Consider the following 21587-nt stretch of genomic DNA (forward strand, 5'->3'; position numbering starts at 1 on the left):
GACAGCGTACGCAGATAGAACAGGTGGCCACGGCGATGAACCAGATGTCGGCGACCTCGCTTGAGGTCGCGCGCAGTGCCGCAGCCGCCGTGAGCAGCGCGCACAGCGTCAACGACGAAACCATCAGCGGCCGCGGTCTCGTGGAGTCGCAGCAGGGCAGCATTGCCGCACTCGCCGGCGAGATTGATCAATCGGTGCGGGTGATCAATCAACTGGCGAGCGACAGCCAATCGATCAGCCGCGTGTTGGAAGTGATCAAGAGCATCGCCGAGCAGACCAACCTGCTGGCGCTCAACGCGGCGATCGAAGCGGCCCGCGCTGGCGAGCAGGGGCGCGGTTTTGCCGTAGTCGCCGATGAAGTGCGCACCTTGGCCAAGCGCACTCAGCAATCGACCGAAGAAATCGAGCAGATGATCGCCAAGCTGCACGGTGGGGTGGGCGCGGCGGTGAAGGCCATGGGTATCAGTCATCAGATGGCCAACGGCACCGTTGGCCAGTCCGAGAAAGTGCAGCAGGCGCTGGAAAACATTCTCGGTGCGGTCGGCATGATCGTCGATCAGAACCAGCAGATCGCCGCAGCCGTCGAACAGCAAACCGCAGTGGCCCACGACATCGATCAAAACATCGTCGAGATCAATCGCGCCGGGGAACGCACGGCGCAGGGCGCGCACCAGACCGAAGATGCCAGCCGCGCGCTATCTGCACAGGTCGTGGAACTCAAACAACTGATCAGCGCCTTCCGCGTCTGAGACCTACACAACCCCCCTGTAGGAGCTGCGGCACGCTGCGATCTTTTGATCTTCAAACACAGAATCAAGAGATCGCAGCGTGCCGCAGCTCCTACAAAAGCGGTTACCAGCCGAAGACTTCGCAGCAGTTGGTTGTGCTGGCGTTCGCCAGTTGCTCAGGGGTGACGTTCATCAACTCGGCCAACGCCTCGCAAATCGCCGGCAAGTGCGCCGGTGAATTACGAACGCCGGGAAACATCGCCGGCGCCATGTCCGGTGAGTCGGTTTCCAATACCACTGATGCCAGCGGCAGTTCGGGTAGCACCCGATGCATGCGCAACGCCTGCGGCCAGGTCGGCGCGCCGCCCAGGCCGAGTTTGAAACCGAGTTTGATGTATTCCCGCGCTTCCTCGCGGCTGCCGGCGAAGGCGTGGATAATCCCGGCGCGCTTGAGCTTGAAGCGTTTGAGCGTGGCGATCACTGCGGCGTGGCTGCGGCGTACGTGAATCAGCGCTGGCAGTTCAAAGTCCGCTGCCAATTGCAGCTGCGCTTCGAACAGCATCTGCTGGCGCTCGCGATCCAGCGTTTCGATGAAGTAATCCAGACCGATCTCGCCCACCGCGCAGAGTTGCCGATGGCCACGCAAGCGGCTCAGCCAATCGCCGAGAGCGGTCAAATCTGCCGGGCGATGCTGATCGAGAAACACCGGGTGCAAACCGAACGCCGCGTACAGATCGACATCGCTTTGCACCAGATCCCACACCCGCTGCCAGTTGCCCTGGTGCACCCCCAGCACGACGATACGCCGCACTCCAAGAGCGCGGCTTTCAGCGAGTAACGCCGAACGATCCGCGTCGAAGTCAGGGAAGTCGAGGTGCGTGTGGCTATCGATCAGCTCCACGATTCAGTCCCGATGAATACGCTGCTTGAAAGTCCGCGCAATGGCTTGCACGCCCGGTTGGTAATCGTCCTGTTCGACGGCGGCCAGCGCCAGTTCCAACGCCTTGTCGGCGATCAACTGGTGTTGCTGGGACATGGCGTTGACCGGCAACGGCAGGAAATCCAGCAGCTGCGTGTCGCCGAAGGTACCGAGGCGCAGCGGGCGCGGTTTCAGCGGAAAGTCATGCAACGCATCGAACACACCCTGCAACAGCACGTAGGAAGTGGTCACCAGCGCGTCGGGCAAATGCCCTAGGCGTTGCAGGAGTTCTTCCATCAATTGCTTGCCGCATTCACGGCTGAACGCTTCAGCGTGTTCGACCAGCACTTCGCCTTTGAACGCGCTGAGCGCTTCGCGGAAACCGGCGGCACGTTCCTGGCTGATGCTCAATTCGGGACGTGCGCCGAGCAGCACGATCTGCTTGAGTTGCGGTTCGAGCAGGCTTTGCGTGAGGTGCTGACTGGCCTCGCGGTCGTCACTGATCACCGAGCAAAAATGCTCCGGCTCCATGACCCGGTCGATGGCGATGATCGGCGTGCCCTTGGCCTGCAACTGGCGATAACTGTCATCACCGGCCGGCAGGCAACTGGCAACGATCAGCGCATCGCAACGGCGGGCGCGGAACAATTGCAGCAATTGCCGCTCGCTGTCAGGCGCATCGTCGGAACTGGCGATCAGCAATTGATAGCCGCGTGCGCGAGCGCCTTGTTCCAGCAGCTTGGCGATGCGTGCGTAACTGGGGTTTTCCAGATCCGGCAGAATAAAACCCAACGTGCGCGTGTGCCGACTGCGCAAGCCGGCCGCTTGCGGATTGGGCGTGAAGCCGTGCAGATCGACCACGGCGCGCACGCGCTCAACGGTCGCGGTGCTGATGCGTTGCTGTTCGGCTTTGCCGTTGATGACGTAGCTGGCGGTGGTCACGGACACTCCGGCCAAGCGCGCAATATCACTGAGTTTCAACCCGGTATTTCCTTGTTTTTTCGAGCTTGCTGCAACATTTCGCCAATCCTAACCGATTAGGGCGGGTGACTATTGTCGCAACGCATCCGACAAGTTGGACTTCAAGGATGAGACATTATCGAGTAACGTGCCGATCAATCTAGATTAAACGTTTCAGCAAGCGTATTTTCTACGTTTTAGACGCCTTTGGCCGGTGCTGCCGTGAAACCGCCAAAACTGCCGCTGAAAAGCAAAGCAGCAGAGCGCCTAAGCTGCAACCATTCAAAACAATACCTGGCACCTCCTGTGCCAAAAAGGAGATCGCATGCTCGAGCTCACTATAGAGCAGATATCCATGGGCCAATCGGCTGTGGATAAACCCGCCGCTTTGCAATTGCTGGCCAACCATCTGGTCGCCGATGGCCTGGTTGCCGACGGCTACCTCGCCGGCTTGCAGGCCCGGGAAGCCCAGGGCTCGACCTTTCTCGGCCAGGGCATCGCCATTCCCCACGGCACCCCGGAAACCCGCGATCAAGTATTCGCCACCGGCGTGCGCCTGATGCAATTTCCCGAAGGTGTGGATTGGGGCGATGGCCAGATCGTTTATCTGGCGATCGGCATCGCGGCGAAATCCGACGAACACTTGCGTCTGCTGCAACTGCTGACCCGCGCCCTCGGCGAGACCGATCTGGGCCAGGCCCTGCGCCGTGCCAGCTCGCCCGAAGCGCTGTTGAAACTGCTGCAAGGCGCGCCGCAAGAGCTGGCGCTCGACGCGCAGATGATCGGCCTCGGTGTTTCGGCCGACGATTTCGAAGAACTGGTCTGGCGCGGCGCACGTCTGCTGCGTCAGGCCGATTGCGTGAGCAATGGTTTCGCTGGCGTTTTGCAGCAAGTTGAAGCGCTGCCGTTAGGCGATGGCCTGTGGTGGCTGCACAGCGAGCAAACCGTCAAGCGTCCGGGGCTGGCCTTCGTCACCCCGGACAAACCGATGCGTTACCTCGGCCAGCCGCTCAGCGGCCTGTTTTGCCTGGCCAGCCTGGGCGAAGCGCATCAGGCGCTACTCGAACGTTTGTGTGCGCTGTTGATCGAAGGTCGCGGCCATGAATTGGGCCGCGCCACCAGCAGCCGCAAAGTCCTTGAAGTTCTCGGCGGTGAATTGCCGGCCGACTGGCCGAGCGCGCGTATTGCGCTGGCCAACGCCCACGGTTTGCATGCGCGCCCGGCGAAGATTCTGGCGCAACTGGCGAAGCGTTTCGATGGCGAAATTCGCGTGCGCATCGTCGACGGGCAGGACAGCGCCGTGTCGGTGAAGAGTCTGAGCAAACTGCTGAGCCTTGGCGCACGGCGCGGTCAGGTGCTGGAGTTGATCGCCGAACCGAGTATCGCCGCCGACGCCTTGCCGGCCCTGCTCGCCGCCATTGAAGAAGGGCTCGGTGAGGAAGTCGAGCCGCTGCCCGCCGTGAGCCAACAACGTGAGGTGATCGCCGACATCGCCGAAGTGCTGGTCGCCCCGGCGTCCGGCAGCTTGTTGCAGGCAATTCCCGCCGCGCCGGGCATTGCCATCGGCCCGGCGCACATTCAGGTGCTGCAAACCATCGATTATGCATTGCGTGGCGAGTCTGCAGCGATCGAGCGCGAACGCCTCAAGCAAGCGCTGAGCGACGTGCGCAGCGACATCCAGGGCTTGATCGAGCGCAGCAAGGCCAAGGCGATTCGCGAAATTTTCATCACCCACCAGGAAATGCTCGACGACCCGGATCTGACCGACGAAGTCGACACCCGCCTCAAGCAAGGCGAAAGCGCTGAAGCGGCGTGGATGGCAGTAATCGAAGCGGCAGCCAAGCAGCAGGAATCCCTGCAGGACGTATTGCTGGCCGAGCGCGCGGCAGATCTGCGCGACATTGGTCGCCGCGTGCTGGCGCAACTGTGTGGCCTGCAAACTGCGAACGAACCGGAGCAACCGTACATTCTGGTAATGGATGAAGTCGGCCCGTCCGACGTGGCGCGGCTTGATCCGGCGCGAGTGGCGGGGATTCTCACCGCACGCGGTGGGGCTACCGCGCACAGTGCAATCGTTGCTCGTGCCCTCGGTATTCCGGCGCTGGTCGGTGCGGGTGCCGCGGTGTTGCTGCTCGAACCGGGCACGCCGTTGTTGCTCGATGGCCAGCGCGGGCGCCTGCATGTCGACGCCGATGCCGCGACCCTCAAACGCGCCGCCGAAGAACGCGACACCCGTGAACAGCGCTTGAAGATCGCCGCCGAACAGCGTCATCAACCGGCGCATACCACTGACGGCCACGCCGTCGAAGTGTTCGCCAACATCGGCGAAAGCGCAGGCGTCACCAGCGCTGTGGAGCAGGGCGCCGAAGGCATCGGTCTGCTGCGTACCGAACTGATTTTCATGGCTCACCCGCAGGCGCCGGACGAGGCGACGCAAGAAGCGGAATACCGCCGCGTACTCGACGGCCTGGCCGGGCGTCCGCTGGTGGTGCGCACGCTCGACGTCGGCGGCGACAAACCGCTGCCGTATTGGCCGATCGCCAAGGAAGAAAACCCGTTCCTTGGCGTGCGTGGCATTCGCCTGACCTTGCAGCGCCCGCAAATCATGGAAGCGCAACTGCGCGCCTTGCTGCGCTCGGCCGACAACCGTCCGTTGCGGATCATGTTCCCCATGGTCGGCAGCGTTGATGAGTGGCGTCAGGCTCGCGATATGACTGAGCGTTTGCGTCTGGAAATCCCGGTCGCTGATCTGCAACTGGGGATCATGATCGAAGTGCCGTCCGCCGCTCTGCTCGCGCCCGTATTGGCCAAGGAAGTCGATTTTTTCAGCGTCGGCACCAACGACCTGACTCAATACACCCTGGCCATCGATCGCGGTCATCCGACGCTGTCGGCGCAGGCGGACGGCTTGCACCCGGCGGTGCTGCAACTGATCGACATCACCGTGCGCGCCGCCCATGCCCATGGCAAATGGGTTGGCGTCTGCGGCGAGTTGGCGGCCGATCCGCTGGCGGTGCCGGTGTTGGTCGGCCTCGGCGTCGACGAGCTCAGCGTGTCCGGTCGCAGCATCGCCGAAGTGAAGGCGCGCATCCGCGAACTCAGCCTGACCCAGGCGCAAACCCTTGCTCAACAGGCTTTGGCCGTGGGCAGCGCCAACGAAGTGCGCGCATTAGTGGAGGCCCTGTAATGGCCAGAATTCTTACCCTGACCCTCAACCCGGCACTCGACCTCACCGTCGAGCTGTCACGGCTGGACGCCGGTCAGGTCAATCGCAGCGAAGAAATGCACACCCACGCCGCCGGCAAAGGCGTGAACGTTGCGCAAGTGCTGGCCGACCTTGGCCATCAAGTCACCGTCAGCGGCTTTCTCGGTGAAGATAATCTGCAAGCCTTCGAAACCCTGTTCACCAAGCGCGGTTTTGTGGACGCGTTTATCCGTGTGCCGGGCGAGACGCGCAGCAACATCAAGGTTGCCGAACATGACGGGCGCATCACCGACATCAACGGCCCAGGGCCGGTGGTCGATGCGGCGGCGCAGCGAGCTTTGCTCGAGCGGCTGTTGCAGATCGCACCGGGGCACGATGCGGTGGTGGTCGCCGGTAGCCTGCCGCGTGGTGTCGCCGCGCAGTGGTTGCGCGAGCTGATCGAAAAACTCACTGCGCTTGGCTTGAAGGTCGCCCTCGATTCCAGCGGTGAAGCTTTGCGCGCCGCGTTGCAGGCCAGCCCCTGGCTGATCAAACCGAACACCGAAGAGCTGTCCCACGCACTGGGCTGCGAAGTGGTGTCGCCGATCGCTGAAGCGCAAGCGGCCGCACGCCTGCACGAGCAAGGCATCGAGCACGTGGTGATTTCCCACGGCGCCGACGGAGTCAACTGGTTCAGTGTCGGCTCGGCCCTGCATGCCTCGCCGCCGAAAGTCAGCGTCGCCAGCACGGTCGGTGCCGGTGATTCATTGCTCGCCGGCATGCTCCACGGTCTGCTCAGCGCCGACACGCCTGAGCAAACCCTGCGCACCGCCACCGCCATTGCGGCGATGGCGGTGACGCAGATCGGTTTCGGCATCAACGACGCTGCGCAACTGGCGCAGCTCGAGCAGGGCGTGCGCGTGCGTCCGCTGACAGAACAATAAGAGGGTTTGTCATGAAATTAGCCATTGTTACGGCTTGCCCGAACGGCATGGTCACCAGTGTGCTGTGCGCGCGTTTGCTCGATGCGGCAGCGCAGCGTCAGGGCTGGAGCACCAGCGTGGAAGTGGTCGATCCGGCGCACCCGGAGCGCGAATTGTCGGCGGCGACCATCGAAGCCGCTGAGTGGGTTTTGCTGGTCAGCACCGGCGCGGTGGACATGAACCGCTTCGTCGGCAAACGCGTGTTCCAGATCGCTCCGGCGCAGGCACTGCAGGATGTTGAAGCGGTGCTGCGTCGTGGCGCTGAAGAGGCTGAAGTTTACGTCGCCAGCGCGGTCGAACCAGTGCTTGATGCCCCGCGCGCACCGCGCATCGTTGCCATCACTGCGTGCCCGACCGGTGTCGCCCACACCTTCATGGCGGCCGAAGCGTTGCAGCAGACGGCCAAGCGTCTGGGCTATGAATTGCAGGTCGAAACCCAAGGTTCGGTCGGCGCGAAAACCCCATTGAGCGCGACGGCGATTGCCGAAGCCGACGTGGTGCTGCTGGCGGCGGATATCGATGTCGCCACCGAGCGATTTGCGGGCAAGAAAATCTATCGCTGCGGCACTGGCGTTGCGCTCAAGCAATCCGAAGCGACGTTGAAAAAAGCCTTGGCCGAAGGCGCAGTGGAGAGCGCGGCAAGCGATAGCAACGCTGCCGCGCGTTCGGAAAAAAACGGCGTCTACAAACACCTGCTTACGGGCGTGTCGTACATGCTGCCGATGGTGGTGGCCGGTGGTTTGCTGATCGCGTTGTCCTTCGTGTTCGGCATCACCGCGTTCAAGGAAGAAGGCACCCTCGCAGCCGCGCTGATGCAGATCGGCGGCGAGTCCGCGTTCAAACTGATGGTGCCGCTGCTTGCCGGGTACATCGCCTATTCGATCGCCGACCGTCCGGGCCTCGCGCCGGGGATGATCGGCGGACTGCTGGCAAGTACCTTGGGCGCCGGGTTCATCGGCGGCATCGTTGCCGGTTTCATCGCCGGTTACGCTGCCAAAGCGATCGCCCGCTATGTGAAGTTGCCGCAGAGTCTGGAAGCGTTGAAGCCGATTCTGATCATCCCCTTGCTGGCGAGCCTGATCACCGGTCTGGTGATGATTTACGTGGTCGGCAAACCGGTGGCCGGCATGCTCGCCGCGCTCACCCAGTTCCTCGACAGCATGGGCACCACCAACGCGATCCTGCTCGGTGTGTTGCTCGGCGGCATGATGTGCGTCGACCTTGGCGGGCCGATCAACAAGGCTGCCTATGCGTTTTCGGTGGGGTTGCTGGCCTCGCAGAGTTACGCGCCAATGGCGGCGACCATGGCGGCCGGCATGGTGCCGCCAATCGGGCTGGGCATTGCCACGTTCATTGCCCGGCGCAAGTTTGCCCAGACTGAACGCGAGGCCGGCAAAGCGGCTTTCGTACTGGGCCTGTGCTTTATCTCCGAAGGGGCGATTCCGTTTGCGGCGAAAGATCCGCTGCGGGTGATCCCGGCGAGCATCGCTGGCGGCACGCTGACCGGTGCGTTGTCGATGTACTTCGGCTGCAAACTGATGGCGCCGCACGGTGGCTTGTTCGTGCTGGCGATCCCGAATGCGATCAACCATGCGCTGTTGTATCTGCTGGCGATTGTCGCAGGGAGCCTGGTTACGGCGGTGGTGTATGCGCTGCTCAAACGGCCTGAGGCTGTCGAGCTGGCAGTCGAGCCCGTCAACGCCTAAGGGCAAAAGATCGCAGCCTGCGGCTCCTACAGGGAATTGTGTTTTTGTAGGAGCTGCCGAAGGCTGCGATCTTTTCGTGTCATGTCTGTTTCACACGCGCGTGCTTAAGTTTTCCCTTTTGCAGGGAGAACACCATGAGCGATTTCAATCTCGGTCGGCGTCGCGTCATGCAAGCGGTCGGCGCCGGGCTGTTGCTGCCGGGGCTGGCGCCGGCGGTGATTGCCTCGGTCAAGGATCGTCCACAACTCACCGATGGCGTGCAGTCCGGCGACCTGCTCGGCGACCGCGCGATGATCTGGAGCCGCAGCGATCGCCCGGCGCGCATGGTGGTCGAATGGGACACCGGCAGCCTGTTCGGCAACCCGCGCAAGTTCGTCTCGCCACTGGCCGATGCACGCAGCGATTTCACTGCCCGCGTCGAACTCACCGGCCTGCCGGCCAACCAGGCGATCTTTTATCGCGTGCACTTCGAAGACGCCCAGAGCGGCGTCGCCAGCGAACCGTGGTTCGGTCATCTGCGCAGTGTGCCGACTGCCAGGCGCGACATCCGTTTTGTCTGGAGCGGCGACACCGTCGGCCAGGGCTTCGGCATCAACCCGGACATCGGCGGCATGCGCATTTACGAAGCCATGCGCCTGCGTCTGCCAGACTTCTTCATCCACAGCGGCGACACCATCTATGCCGACGGCCCGGTGCCCGCGCAACTGACCACCGAAAGCGGGCGCATCTGGCGCAATATCACCACCGAAGCCAAGAGCAAAGTCGCGCAGACCCTCGACGATTATCGCGGCAACTATCGCTACAACCTGATGGACGAAAATATCCGCCGCTTCAATGCCGAAGTGCCGCAGATCTGGCAGTGGGACGATCACGAAGTGGTGAACAACTGGTCGCCGGGCAAGCAGTTGGACGAGCGTTATCAGGAGAAAGATATCCACAAGCTGGTCGGCCGTGCGCGGCAGGCATGGCTGGAATACGCGCCGATGCGTTTGCAGGCGGCAGACGGTGGCGGGCGGATCTATCGCAGGCTGAGTTACGGGCCGATGCTCGATGTATTCGTGCTGGATATGCGCAGCTATCGCGAGGCCAATGACGACAACCTTGGCGCGGCAAAACCGTTTCTTGGGCGCGAGCAACTGGATTGGCTCAAGCGAGAGTTGCAGGCATCGAAGGCGCAGTGGAAAGTCATCGCCGCCGACATGCCCATCGGCCTTGGCGTCCCGGATGGCGAGGTCAGCCCGGCTGTGGCGCGTTGGGAAGCAGTGGCCAACGGCGACCCCGGCCCGGCGCAGGGGCGTGAACTGGAAATCGCCGAATTGCTCGGGTATCTGCGAGCGCAACAGGTGCGTAATTTCGTCTTTCTGACGGCGGATGTGCATTACTGCGCAGCGCATCACTACCACCCGGATCGCGCCGCGTTTCAGGATTTTGAGCCATTCTGGGAATTTGTCGCCGGGCCGTTGAATGCCGGGAGTTTCGGGCCGAATCCACTGGACAAGACCTTTGGCCCGCAGGTGGTATTCGAAAAGGCACCGCCCGCACAGAACACTTCACCGTTTGCCGGGTTTCAGTTTTTTGGCGAGGTGAATATTGAAGGGCAGAGCGGCGAGATGAGCGTGGTGTTGCGCGATCTGGATGGGGTGGCGGTGTTTGAGCAGAAGTTGCAGCCGATTTGATCTCTGTAGGAGCTGCCGAAGGCTGCGATCTTTTGACTTTGATTTTTTGAAAACAAGATCAACAGATCGCAGCCTTCGGCAGCTCCTACAGAGTCAGAGTGTTGTCAGTAAACATCCCGGCGATAACGGCCCTGTTCGATCAGGCGTTCGACTTCGGCGCTGCCGAGGATATCTGTGAGTGCCTGGTCTACGCCTGAGGCCATCCCTTGAAGGCTGCCGCAGACATAGATGACGGCACCATCAGCCAGCCATTTGTTCAGCTCATCCGCAGACTCACGCAAGCGATCCTGCACATAAATCTTCTCGGCCTGATCGCGGGAAAACGCCAGGTCCAATCGCGCCAGATCGCCATTGACCAGCCACTCTTCCAGCTCGGTGCGGCAGAGGAAATCGTGCTCACGGTTACGCTCGCCAAACAGCAGCCACTGGCGTTGCTGGCCGTCGGCAATTCGCGCTTTGAGCAGGCTGCGCAAGCCCGCCAGGCCAGTGCCGTTGCCCAGCAGAATCATCGGCACAGGTTCGTTCGGCAGATGAAAACCACTGTTGCGCCGCACCCGCAGGCTGACGCTGCCGCCGACCGGCGCATGCTCGGTGAGCCAGCCGGAACCGATGCCGAGCGTGCCATCAGCGTGCTGTTCCTGACGCACAATCAACTCGAGCATGCCGTCAGCGGGGATCGAAGCGATCGAATATTCGCGCATGGCCAGCGGCACCATCGCGTCGACCAGTGATTGCGCATGCAACCCGACCAGATGCGCGCGGTGTTCCGGCAACTGGCGCGAGGCGAGTGCCACTTCCAGTGGCTCGTCGATGCCGTTGACCTTGACCAGAGTTTCGCCACGAATGCCGAGGCCGTCGAGGAAATGTTCGATCGCCCACGGGCAATTGCGCGGCAACACTTCGACCAGGTCACCGGCCAGCCAGCTGCGAGTATCTGGCGCTTTGAGCCCGAGCAGGTAGACCGGCGCGCCGCTGCTGTCGGGGTTCATCAAGTCACGACGGACCAGCGTCCAGTTGTCGTAGCTCGGCGCTTGCCAGGTGTCGGCGGGTGCTTGTCCGGTGAGTTGGCCGAGTTGCGTTTGCCAGTGGCGCAACGCGTAGGGATCACCGCTGTCGACTTCCACCGGGGCGAACAGCGTCTTGCCGCCGTGCTCGCCGAGCCATTGATGCAGGCGCTTGGCGAAGCCGCAAAAGTGCGCGTACTGGCGATCGCCGAGGCCGAGTACCGCGTAGTTGAGGCCGTCGAAGGTCGAAGCTTTGCCCAGCACTTTGCGTTCGAAACCGCGGGCGCTGTCCGGGGCTTCGCCGTCGCCGAACGTGCTGACCACGAACAGCGCATTGTTCGATTCACGCAAATCCTGCTCGCTGACATTCGCCAGCGGCTGCACGTTGACCGGTAGACCGGCGGCCTGTAATTGTCCGGCGGTCTGCCACGCCAGTTGCTCGGCGAAACCGCTTTGGCTGGCGAAGCCGATCAGCCACGCCGAAGCATCTGCGGACGGTTGCGCGAGCCCCTGACGAGCATCCTTGATCTGCTTTTTCTTGCGCCGCCGATCCAGATACAGCAACCAGCCAGTGATGAAAAACAGCGGCATGCACACCGCCGCCAGCGTCACGATGATCCGCCCGACCAGACCGAAATAACTGCCGACGTGCAATGCATAAATGCTGGTCAGCAGCTGCGCCTTGAAGCTTTTATCGGCGTAGCGGTCGACGCGTTTGACGATGCCGGTGGCCGGATCAAGCGTGATCTGGTTCAGGGCGCGGTCGTGCGGCGAGCTGTCGAGCAGATAGAACACCGTCGCCGGTTGGCCGGCCACCGCCGGCATGCGAATGTTGTACGCGGCCAGACCCGGGCCGGCAGCGCTGTATATGCTGCTCCACATTGCTGCGTAGTCGGCAACCGGCGGCGGACCTTCCGGCGCCGGTCCGCGACCGCCGCGCACGCGTTCGTTTTGCGGCGCATCCGATAGCAGTTTGGTCAGGCCCTTGTTGTACCACTCGTACGACCACGACAACCCGGTCAACGCCAGCAGCAAATACACCAGCAGGCACCAGGTACCGGCCACCGAGTGCAGATCCCAATTGAACGCGCGGCCCTTCTTTTTCCAATCCAGAGTCAGCCACACGCGCCAGCTGTTCCACTGGCGCGGCCAGCGCAAATACAGACCAGAAAGGCAAAAAAACAACAGCATCAAGGTGCAGGCGCCGGTGATGTTGCGCCCGGTATCGCCCATCGCGAGGAAGCGATGCAGTTGCAGCATCAGGCCGAAGAAGTCCTGGCCAGTGGCGTCGCCCTTGAACTCGGCGGTGTACGGATCGAAGTAGCGCATCTCGCCGCGACGCTCACCCTTGGGCGGGGTGAAGAACACCCGGGCGGCGTGGCCGCTGTCGGTTTCGACCCAGAGCATCGCGACTTTCTTGCCGGATGCGGTTTCGATGCGTTCCACCAGCTCCACCGGCGGCAACACCCCGGCGACCTGTTTTTCCACCTGCAGGACGGACGGATTCAGCGCGCGGAGGATTTCGTCCTGAAACGAATACGCCGCACCGGTGATGCCCATCAGAGCCAGCACCAGCCCCGCGGTGATGCCAAAAAACCAGTGCAACTGGAACAGGGTTTTCTTCAACACGTCACTCGCCGTCCGTTCGGAAATTGTCATCACGGCGCGCATTATGCCGTGGGTTATCAAGATGCGTTTTGCGTAACACACAAAAGCCCCGTTCAATCGAATGAACGGGGCCCCACCATTTTTCTAGGAGCTGCGGCACGCTGCGATCTTTTGACTTTTCTCTTGAAGATCAAAAGATCGCAGCGTGCCGCAGCTCCTACAGGATCAGAAATGGAAGTTGGTGCTCAACAGCGCCGTCCGGCCCGCCGCCTGGTTGGCGAAGTGGGTCGAGAAAGCTTTGTCGTAATAGTTTTCGTCGGTCAGGTTCTGCACGTTGAGTTGCAGGTCGACGTTCTTGGTCAGCTTGTAGGCCGCCATCGCGTCGTAACGCACATACGAATCGACCATCGTCGTGTTCGCCACACTGCCGTAGACGTCATCGACGTAGAACGCGCCACCACCGATGGTCAGCTTCGGCGTGACCTGATAGGTGGTCCACAGGCTGGCGCTGTTTTTCGGCGTGTTCGGCAGATCGTTACCGTCGTTGGCACGACCCAGCGGGCCACCGTCGACTTGTTCGCTGTCCATGAACGCGTAACCGGCGAACACCTGCCACTTGTCGGTGATCTTGCCGCTGGCCGACAGTTCGAAGCCTTGCACGCGGGTCTTGCCAGCGTTCTCGTAGGAACTGGTGTCGACCTGCACGCGAGCGTTTTCCTTCTCGGTGCGGAAGATGTCGGCGGTCAGCGACAGGCGATCATTGAGCAGATCCCACTTGGTGCCGATTTCGTAGTTCTTGGTGGTTTCCGGCTCCATGTCGCTGTCCAGCAGGACGCCGTTGCGATCCGGTGTGCCGCCCAGAGGGTTGCCTTCCTGACCTTCGCCCAAGGTGTTGCCCGGCGGCGTCGCCGAGGTCGCATAGGAGGCGTAGATGCTGCCGTTTTCCGCAGGTTTGTAGACCACGCCGAACTGACCGGTGACGAACTCGCTGGTGTCATCGCCCTTCGAGGTGGTGCGGCCAGCGCCGTTGTAAGTCTGGTAGCCGGTTTCGAAATGGTCGTAACGCAGGCCCATGTTCACCAGCCATTGCTCGGACAGCTCAAGGGTGTCGAACACGTACAGTGCGTAAGTATCGGACTGGGTGTCGGTGCCAGCGTAGTTGCGCGAGATCGCGCCGTTCCACGGATCGTTCGGATTCGGATTCGACAGCGAGGTGCAGTTGTAGCCGCTGGCGGCGCCGATCAGGCCCGGGTTGCAGTTGGTGGTCGCGGCGCTGGTGCGCGGCGTGGTGTCGGTGTTGACGTTGTACGAGGATTTCTCGCTTTGTTCGCGAGTGTATTCGACACCGGTGGAGAAGCTGTTCTTGAAGCCGCCCAGGTAGAAATTGCCAAACAGGTCGGTTTGGTTGGTGGTGGTTTCGGTGTTGCTCACCCGCGTGTTCGCACGACGCCAGACGCTGCCATTGTTGACGTTGCCTTTGCTGTCGTCCGGCTGAGTGAGGATGTAATCCTGCATGCTGGTGCCGTGACGCAGGGTGTTCTTGAGCGTCAGCGAGTCGTTCAGGTCATGCTCGATGGCGAAGGTCGCGGTGTCGGTACGGCCCTTGCGGAAGTCGCGGTCCAGACCGTAGAAATTGTCGTGATCGCCACCTGCGTTCGGCTTGTCCGGATTGGACTTGGTGCGTGCGGCCGAACCACCGGTTGGAATGGTGTACGGGATGCCCGAATCTGGCGTGTCGTTGCTTTCCAGATGGTAGTAATCGAGGTTGACGCGGGTGTCGGTGCCCAGGCCAAAGGCCAGGGACGGGGCAATGCCCCAACGGTCGTAATCGACTTTGTCGCGACCGGCGACGTTGCTCTCGTGGCTCATCAGGTTCAAACGACCGGCAGCGCTGTCGCTGAACTGATAATTGCCGTCGAGGGTGTAGCGCTGGGTCTGATCGGAGCCGTAGGTAAAGCCGCCGTCAAACGAGTTGCCCAGGTGCGCTTTTTTGCTCACCAGGTTGATGCTGCCGCCCGCTGCGCCGCGACCGCCGATGGCGGAGTTCGGGCCTTTGCTGACTTCGATGTTTTCTACGGCGAAAATCTCGCGGCTCTGCGAACCGGTGTCGCGCACGCCGTCCAGATAGGTGTCGCCCTGAGCATCGAAACCGCGAATGAACGGACGGTCGCCCTGTGGGTTGCCGCCTTCACCAGCGCCAAAGGTGATGCCCGGCACGGTGCGCAGTGCGTCCTGCATGTTGAGGGCGCCGGTGTCTTTGAGCACCTGTTGCGGAATCACGGTGACCGAGCGTGGTGTGTCGACCAGTGGCGCGGTGTACTTGGGCGAAGAAGCTTTCTCCACCTGGTAGGAAGTCGAATCCTGGGCTTCGCCAGTGATTGAGGTGGCGTCGAGGGCGATGGCGTTGCCGGAGGCTTTGCTCTCGGTTTTTTCCGCAGCGAATACCATCTGACCAGCTGACCCGGCGGTAATCGCCACGCCAATTGCAGACGCGAGCAGACGTGGTGAACTGACCGGTAATTGTGCGTGTAGACGTGCCATTTTTATTCCCCTCCCCAAGGATTTGAGGCGGCGGAATATAGGGTAAACGGGTATTCGTATCAATTGCGAAACATTGCTAACTGCACTGAATTTACATTCTTTACAATTTGCCCTTACGGTTTTGGCGATTTCATTCGTCTGTCGGGTTTTACATGGCCAATGGGAATCAATACCATTGCCGCCTCTTTGCCATCAGGTGACATCGCCATGCTGCTGCACATTCCCGGGCTGTTCGCAAAAGACGAAGTGCAGCGTATCCGCCAGGCTCTGGAGCAAGCGGACTGGGCCGACGGCAAGGTCACCGCAGGCTTCCAGTCGGCCAAGGCCAAGCACAATCTGCAACTGCCGGAAGGTCATCCGCTGGCCAAGGAGATCGGCTCGGCGATGCTTGAACGGCTGTGGAAAAACCCGCTGTTCATGTCCGCTGCGCTGCCGCACAAAGTCTTCCCTCCGTTAGTGAACTGTTACACGGCCGGTGGCAGCTTCGATTTCCATATCGACAACGCCGTGCGCCAGCCCAAGGGCAGCATCGAACGGGTGCGTACTGATCTCTCGGCGACGCTTTTTTTCAGCGAGCCTGAGGATTACGACGGCGGTGAACTGGAAATCCAGGACACCTACGGCACCCAGCGCGTAAAGCTGCCGGCCGGTGACATGGTTCTGTATCCGGGCACCAGTTTGCACAAGGTCAATGCGGTCACTCGCGGCGCGCGTTACGCGTCGTTCTTCTGGACGCAAAGCCTGGTGCGCGAAGACAGCCAGCGCGCATTGCTGTTCGAGATGGACGGAGCGATCCAGCAGTTGACGCAGGACATCCCCGATCATCCTTCGCTGATTCGCCTCACCGGCACTTATCACAATCTTTTGCGGCGCTGGGTCGAGGTATGACTTTTCAACTGCGGCGCGAAGAAGTCCTCGATGGCGCGCAACTCAGCGCCATGCTCGAACAAAGTCCGGCCCGTGCCGCACAGGCGATTCTGCTGGCGGCGGGCGAGGGCGAAGTCGAAGCGCAGGCCTTGCTCGGGCAGATCCTGCTCGACGGCCGAGGCATCGCCCGGGATCAACCGTTGGCGCTGCGCTGGTTCGGCATTGCCGCCGGACGAGGACATCTGATGGCGCGCAACATGCTCGGACGCTGTCATGAGCATGGTTGGGGTTGCGTGGCGGATGCCTCGGTGGCGGCACAGCATTATCGGATCGCCGCCGAGGCGGGGCTGGACTGGGCGATGTACAACCTCGCCAATCTGCTGGCGACCGGGCGCGGAGTGGCCGTGGATCATCTGCAGGCGCTGGCGTTGTATCGACGCGCGGCTGAGTTGGGTCATGCGAAGTCGATGAATCTGCTGGGGCGCTATCTGGAAGATGGGCAGGTGTGCCCGGCGGACCCGTTTGCGGCTCGCGATTGGTATCGGCGTTCGGCTGAGGGCGGGGATTTTCGTGGGCAGTTCAGCTTTGCGGCGGTGCTGGCCGATGAAGGCAGGATCGATGATGCCGTTCTGTGGTTGCAGAAAGCGCTGGCGGGGGGGAACTTGAACTTTCTGCGCACGAGTGCCGAGTCATTACTGAAAGCACAACATCCTAAAGTCCGTGAAATGGCGGATGCCTATCACGCGCGTCTCGCTCAATGGAGTGCGGTGTAAGGCGTTATTAGTAGGGTTTGTTTTCTCGATGAAAGTGCAAGAAATTCAACTTTCCAGGTCCCGTGGAGGACCGAATTGTGCGGCAGTGGTTGTTAGGCCTTAGTTGGTTTTTTCGATAGGGGTTATTGTCGTATTTTAGAACATTTTAAAACTTGTGGGATTCGCACGTTGACGATTAATGTTGTTCGGCACTTCGCTAGTTTAATTGGCGGGTGACTAACTTCAGATATTAGTTGTTGACGCCCGATATGGGTAAGGATCTCAAGGATGAACGGTAAGATATTTGATGCGGCGGCTAAAGCGCCAAAGCTATTTGTAAACGCTTCGGCGGGTGAGGGAGAAGAATATACTCGTGAGCCCGGACTGCAACTAACCAAAGAGCAAATTATTGATCTGCGCAAGTATGAAGTCTTGGGGCTTTCGCTTCCGGTCAATCTCCATGATGTAGGCGTGTACCTGGATTATGGTCAAGGTGAATCAGGTGGGGCTGGTCTGACCGCCGCGGACTTTCTGGTAACGTTCAAGAAAACGTTCGAGCACGCCAGACGCTGGTCGCCGTTGCGGGAAAAAATAATGCTCACCGGCACGGATCTGAAGATCTTCGCTGGCAGCATTCTTTTGACTGGCAATGCGATTGTGGAGATCTATGAAGATCTCAAGGTTTCCAAGTACCTTGAGGAACATGATATCAATACGCCGGAAGAGTATTTGAAGTTGAAGCTGCAGAACCCGGGTCTTCCCGATCTCGGCTTGCCTGCCGGCGATGTGCCTGAATTGAAGTTGTACCTTGACGACATACTCAAGAAAGTCCGCGATGCTCACGTACGGGCCGAAAACGTACGGGAGGAGTTGGATAACTTCGGCAAAGACATGCGCGAAGACGTGCTGCCACAAATCAAACTTCGATTGAAAGCTGTGGCGAGCAATACCTATCAAAAAGATGTCAAGGAACTGCAGGATCAAATTGATGAGCGCTCTAAAGAAATTGATGTCCTTAATAAACAATATGATCAGATGGTTCAGGAAGCGATCAAGTCGGCGGCAGGGCTGAATATCGGTGGGCTGATCCTTGCCATTTACACTGGCGTTAAAGCTGAAGGTATTCGCAAGCAGCGAAACGCGCTCAGGGAAGAGCAGCAGCGGGACAACCAGAAAATGGCGGCCAAAAGCAAAACGTTAAGTTCGCTGAACCGGGTTCGTGATGATCTTCAAGAACTCACCAGCGTGGCCATCGATGCGGAAGTTGCGACGCAAAATCTCATGCTGGTCTGGAACGCGCTGAGCCTGTTTATCGGCGAATCGAAAAAGTCTGCTGACTTGCTTGAGGATGCGACCTCGTTGAGGCGTTTCAAGAATCAGATCATCAGTATTGTCGAGCCTTGGGAGCAGATCAAAACCAGTTCGGATCAACTGCTGAATGTGTTCGTGCAGGCTGATAAAGAATACGAGCGTGGTCGAATCAATTTTTCTGGGAAGGTAAGTATGTTCAGGTCTTTTAATGGCTCGGCCGATTTCGACGTGGCCAAATTGCGCGCTTCTAACAATGAGTTGCAAAGCAACAATACGACGGCGCAGATGCTTTTCGAAAGATACAACTACGCCCCTGGCGCCGTTCAGACGATTAATAATCTGGCCGTTTCTGCAAATACGGCAACGGTCGATGTGCGGCTGCAAAGTCAGACCATTGCCTTCAATCTGCAACGCTCGCAAAACAAGCTGGAGGAGTATCAGGAGGAGGTCAAGAATCCCGACGACGCGGAAGAAGTTCGTGAGGATATGGAGATTGAACTGAAAAGTCTGCTCGGCAAGCTATCGACGGAAACCCGAAATTTCAAGAGTGTTCATAAGAACCTGCAGTCGCCCTACAGTCGAGAGGATTCTGCCAAGTTGGTGACTACCCTGCAAGACGATCAAGCATTTGCGGAAGAGCGAAAGGGTAAAATCGATTCGCAGTTGCAAGAACTGGAGGAGGAGGTCAAGTCGGTATCCGAGGCCATCGACCTGATCGTTAAAGCAGGGATCGAGAAAATCGGTGAAGAAGCAGCCTTATCGCTGGACAGCTTGAAAAGCCTCGGGTTGGCTCCGCCCCAGGTGCAAGTCGCGATGCTGGCCATGGACACGCTGAAGAAGTTGATCGCGGGTATCGGCGAGGCGGTTAACTTTCTGCAGATGGTGGCGGCATATAACCAACTTAGAGGCAAAGTCGCCACCCTGAAAGCACAGTCGAAGAAGTGCCTGCAGGATGTCGAGTTGGCCATGGGACGAATAGAGTTGCTGGAAACACTGGATAAAGTTGACGGCGACCGTCAGATGTTCGTCGATGAATATGCCAAGTTGCCGGCCTACTTCGAAGGTGTGCTTGATCAGTTTGCGCAGATCAAATCGAAAGCAGTCGAGGAGCGCGTTGATTTTGCCATCGCCACGCTCCCTGCCATTGGCAAGTATCTGAAAACACTGACTGTATAACGAGGAGGTGAGGGCAGCGTGTGTTTGCACGCTACCCTCTTCAGGGGATATGAATACAGTCACCTATGAGTTCACCAGGGAGCAACGTCGGGTACTGGATCGCTTTACGTTTATGCTGGGGCAGTTTGTGCCGACCCATGACAAAGCCAATCTTGTACTTGAGCGTCGCGCAAAAAGCGGCCACCAGGCGGCCTATTTGCCTTACGACTCACGCTTGAACAGCGTTGTCTTCAATGAGCGAAATCTGCAAGGCGTTTGGCGGCGTATCGAAGAAGTGAGAAACCGGGCATATGGCTGCGCACGCGCACTGGAGACGTTCACCCGTGAAGCTTCAGAGATCATGGCGCAGACGTCCAGAAGCGTACCGGTTGATCAAGTGGATTTTAGCTACTTCACCCAGTCCCCGATCTGGAGTTCGAATCCGCCGCGCACGATTAAAGCGCTGGTGAGCGGGCTTGGGAGTTTGTTTTATGCGCTCAAGGGCGATCTGATTACAACTGATCAGTCAATCCAGGCGGCGTATGAAAATTCATTCGGGTTGAAATCGGTTTTTCTCAAGGAGATGGGATATCGCACTTGCGAGTGCCACGCCCAGCCTGTTGTTGCCTCGGAGATGTTCAAGAGTTTCGATACGACACCCATCTGGCAGATCAACTACTCGGCGCCTGATCCTGTTATCAGAGCACGCGAGTACGTGGCTGATGTGTCGCAAGTCTTCGATCAGTTCGCGATATTGGCAACTCACTGGGGGGTATTTATCGAAGAAATCTCCCAAAGCCTGGATCGCCTGCGCCTCGCACTGTCGAAAACCGATGACATGGAGACCCTGGGCAGATTGAATTTCAAACTGGCCACTGTTCGGGAGGATGCTGAAGGCGCTATGAGTAAGTTGACTCATCTCGAGTCGTGGTTAAGGAAATAAAAAAAAGGTCCATTTTCATGGACCTTTTTTCTGGATCAGGGGGCTTAAACGTAGAACGATTTCAACGGCGGAAAGCCATTGAACTCAACCGCGCTGTAACTGGTGGTGTACGCACCGGTCGACAGCCAGTACAAACGGTCACCAATCGCCAGGTTCAGCGGCAGACCATACTTGTAGTTCTCATACATGATGTCGGCGCTGTCACAGGTCGGGCCGGCGATGACGATTTCTTCCATCTCGCCTTTCTTCTCGGTCCAGATCGGGAACTTGATCGCTTCGTCCATGGTTTCGATCAGGCCGGAGAATTTGCCCACATCGGTGTACACCCAACGCTCGACTGCAGTGCGGGATTTACGCGCCACCAGTACCACTTCGCTGACCAGAATGCCGGCGTTGGCGATCAGTGAACGGCCCGGTTCCAGAATGATTTCCGGCAAGTCATCACCGAAGTCTTCTTTCAGGAAACGGATGATTTCTTCAGCGTAGGTTTCCAGGCTGTTGGTGCGGGTGATGTAGTTGGCCGGGAAGCCGCCGCCCATGTTGATCAGCTTGAGGTGGATGCCGTCTTCTTCTTTCAGACGTTCGAAGATCACCTTGACCTTGGCGATCGCCGCGTCCCAGACGCTGATGTCGCGCTGCTGCGAACCGACGTGGAACGAGATGCCGTAAGGCACCAGGCCGAGGTCGCGAGCGAGGATCAGCAGGTCCATGGCCATGTCGGTCTGGCAGCCGAATTTGCGCGACAGTGGCCAGTCAGCCGTGGTCGAGCCTTCGGTGAGGATACGCACATAGACTTTCGAACCCGGTGCAGCCTTGGCGATGTTGCGCAGGTCGGCTTCGGAGTCGGTGGAGAACAGACGTACGCCCTTCTCGTAGAAGTAGCGGATGTCCTTGGATTTCTTGATGGTGTTGCCGTAGCTGATACGGTCGGCGCTGACGCCGCGATCCATCACTTTGTCCAGCTCGTAGATCGAGGCGATGTCGAAGCTCGAACCTTTTTCCTTGAGCAGGTCGATGATCTCGACGGCCGGGTTGGCCTTGACCGCATAGTAGACCTTGGCGAATTCGAAACCGGCGCGCAGGTCATCGTAGGCCTGGGCGATCATCGCGGTGTCGATCACCACGAACGGGGTTTCCTGTTTGTCGGCGAACGCCTTCATTTTGTCAAAAGTGGCGCGCGCGAAATAATCTTCGACCTTGATCGACATGCTGGGAACTCCTACTGGCAAACAAAAAGTATCAATGGGTGC

The 21587-nt window shown here is 59.6% G+C and carries 14 protein-coding genes; 9 read left to right on the forward strand and 5 right to left on the reverse strand.

All coding sequences use genetic code 11. The features are described from left to right. The first annotated feature begins 44 nt into the window (after positions 1–44). Positions 45–749, forward strand: a complete 705-nt coding sequence (locus EL257_RS28345) for a methyl-accepting chemotaxis protein (protein ID WP_419866610.1) — start codon at positions 45–47, stop codon at positions 747–749. A gap of 103 nt (positions 750–852) precedes the next feature. On the opposite strand, the gene EL257_RS04260 is transcribed toward EL257_RS28345, so the two are convergent. Continuing rightward, on the reverse strand, positions 853–1629 hold the full coding sequence (locus EL257_RS04260) for a TatD family hydrolase (protein ID WP_126360099.1): 777 nt from the start codon (positions 1627–1629) through the stop codon (positions 853–855). Between the two features lie 3 nt (positions 1630–1632). After that, positions 1633–2628: a catabolite repressor/activator gene (gene cra, locus EL257_RS04265; protein ID WP_126360101.1), complete on the reverse strand. Its 996-nt coding sequence runs from the start codon at positions 2626–2628 to the stop codon at positions 1633–1635. A 304-nt stretch (positions 2629–2932) separates the two neighbouring features. On the opposite strand from cra, the gene ptsP reads away from it, so the two are divergent. The 4 genes from ptsP (at position 2933) to EL257_RS04285 (ending at position 10156) form a co-directional block, all read left to right on the forward strand. Further along, positions 2933–5794 carry a phosphoenolpyruvate--protein phosphotransferase gene (ptsP, locus tag EL257_RS04270; RefSeq protein WP_126360103.1) on the forward strand — a complete coding sequence of 954 codons (2862 nt, stop codon included), beginning with the start codon at positions 2933–2935 and terminating at the stop codon, positions 5792–5794. Further along, positions 5794–6735 carry a 1-phosphofructokinase gene (gene pfkB, locus EL257_RS04275; protein WP_126360105.1) on the forward strand — a complete coding sequence of 314 codons (942 nt, stop codon included), beginning with the start codon at positions 5794–5796 and terminating at the stop codon, positions 6733–6735. Before ptsP ends, pfkB begins: the two co-directional genes overlap by 1 nt. An 11-nt stretch (positions 6736–6746) precedes the next feature. Beyond that, positions 6747–8480 (forward strand): PTS fructose-like transporter subunit IIB, encoded by a 1734-nt coding sequence (locus tag EL257_RS04280; protein ID WP_126360107.1) that lies wholly within the window; start codon positions 6747–6749, stop codon positions 8478–8480. Between the two features lie 134 nt (positions 8481–8614). Further along, on the forward strand, positions 8615–10156 hold the full coding sequence (locus EL257_RS04285) for an alkaline phosphatase D family protein (RefSeq protein ID WP_126360109.1): 1542 nt from the start codon (positions 8615–8617) through the stop codon (positions 10154–10156). Between the two features lie 104 nt (positions 10157–10260). Here the strand turns inward: EL257_RS04285 and EL257_RS04290 are convergent, their stop codons facing one another. Both EL257_RS04290 and EL257_RS04295 read right to left on the reverse strand, forming a co-directional pair. After that, positions 10261–12789: a PepSY domain-containing protein gene (locus EL257_RS04290; RefSeq protein ID WP_126367996.1), complete on the reverse strand. Its 2529-nt coding sequence runs from the start codon at positions 12787–12789 to the stop codon at positions 10261–10263. A 204-nt stretch (positions 12790–12993) separates the two neighbouring features. Further along, entirely contained in the window at positions 12994–15309 is a 2316-nt protein-coding gene (locus EL257_RS04295) for a TonB-dependent receptor (protein ID WP_126360111.1), read from the reverse strand. A gap of 207 nt (positions 15310–15516) precedes the next feature. On the opposite strand from EL257_RS04295, the gene EL257_RS04300 reads away from it, so the two are divergent. The 4 genes from EL257_RS04300 (at position 15517) to EL257_RS04315 (ending at position 20337) form a co-directional block, all read left to right on the forward strand. After that, positions 15517–16197 (forward strand): Fe2+-dependent dioxygenase, encoded by a 681-nt coding sequence (locus EL257_RS04300; protein ID WP_126360113.1) that lies wholly within the window; start codon positions 15517–15519, stop codon positions 16195–16197. Further along, positions 16194–16949, forward strand: a complete 756-nt coding sequence (locus tag EL257_RS04305) for a tetratricopeptide repeat protein (RefSeq protein WP_126360115.1) — start codon at positions 16194–16196, stop codon at positions 16947–16949. Before EL257_RS04300 ends, EL257_RS04305 begins: the two co-directional genes overlap by 4 nt. A 267-nt stretch (positions 16950–17216) precedes the next feature. Next, positions 17217–19415 carry an alpha-xenorhabdolysin family binary toxin subunit A gene (locus EL257_RS04310; protein ID WP_126360117.1) on the forward strand — a complete coding sequence of 733 codons (2199 nt, stop codon included), beginning with the start codon at positions 17217–17219 and terminating at the stop codon, positions 19413–19415. 49 nt (positions 19416–19464) lie between these two features. After that, positions 19465–20337 (forward strand): hypothetical protein, encoded by an 873-nt coding sequence (locus EL257_RS04315; protein ID WP_126360119.1) that lies wholly within the window; start codon positions 19465–19467, stop codon positions 20335–20337. 44 nt (positions 20338–20381) lie between these two features. Here the strand turns inward: EL257_RS04315 and EL257_RS04320 are convergent, their stop codons facing one another. Beyond that, the gene (locus EL257_RS04320) at positions 20382–21545 is read right to left on the reverse strand and encodes a type III PLP-dependent enzyme (RefSeq protein ID WP_126360121.1); all 1164 of its coding nucleotides are present in this window, start codon (positions 21543–21545) and stop codon (positions 20382–20384) included. Positions 21546–21587 lie beyond the last annotated feature (42 nt).

The sequence above is a fragment of the Pseudomonas fluorescens genome, from assembly GCF_900636825.1.
GTDB lineage: Bacteria > Pseudomonadota > Gammaproteobacteria > Pseudomonadales > Pseudomonadaceae > Aquipseudomonas > Aquipseudomonas fluorescens_BG.